This is a genomic window from Escherichia sp. HH41S, assembly GCF_009820115.1.
Lineage (GTDB): Bacteria > Pseudomonadota > Gammaproteobacteria > Enterobacterales > Enterobacteriaceae > Escherichia > Escherichia coli_F.
On the sequence record NZ_VNXE01000110.1, the window covers coordinates 1 to 299 of the forward strand.

Below are 299 nucleotides of genomic sequence, written 5' to 3' on the forward strand. Positions count from 1 at the left end.
CGGGTCGTTAGCTCAGTTGGTAGAGCAGTTGACTTTTAATCAATTGGTCGCAGGTTCGAATCCTGCACGACCCACCAGTTTTAACATCAAACTCAGATGTTAAGCGTGAAGGATAACGTTGCACCAGCAACGGCCCGTAGGGCGAGCGAAGCGAGTCATCCTGCACGATCCACCAATATTAAAGATTGGTCCCGAGTAGAAATCATTCAGGTAACACCCGTATGGGTCGTTAGCTCAGTTGGTAGAGCAGTTGACTTTTAATCAATTGGTCGCAGGTTCGAATCCTGCACGACCCACCA

General features: G+C 48.8%; 2 tRNA genes. Both read left to right on the top strand.

From position 1 onward, the window contains the following. Position 1 precedes the first annotated feature (1 nt). A tRNA-Lys gene (locus tag FQZ95_RS20825) sits at positions 2–77 on the top strand. Between the two features lie 146 nt (positions 78–223). Then, positions 224–299: transfer RNA gene (locus tag FQZ95_RS20830), tRNA-Lys, on the top strand.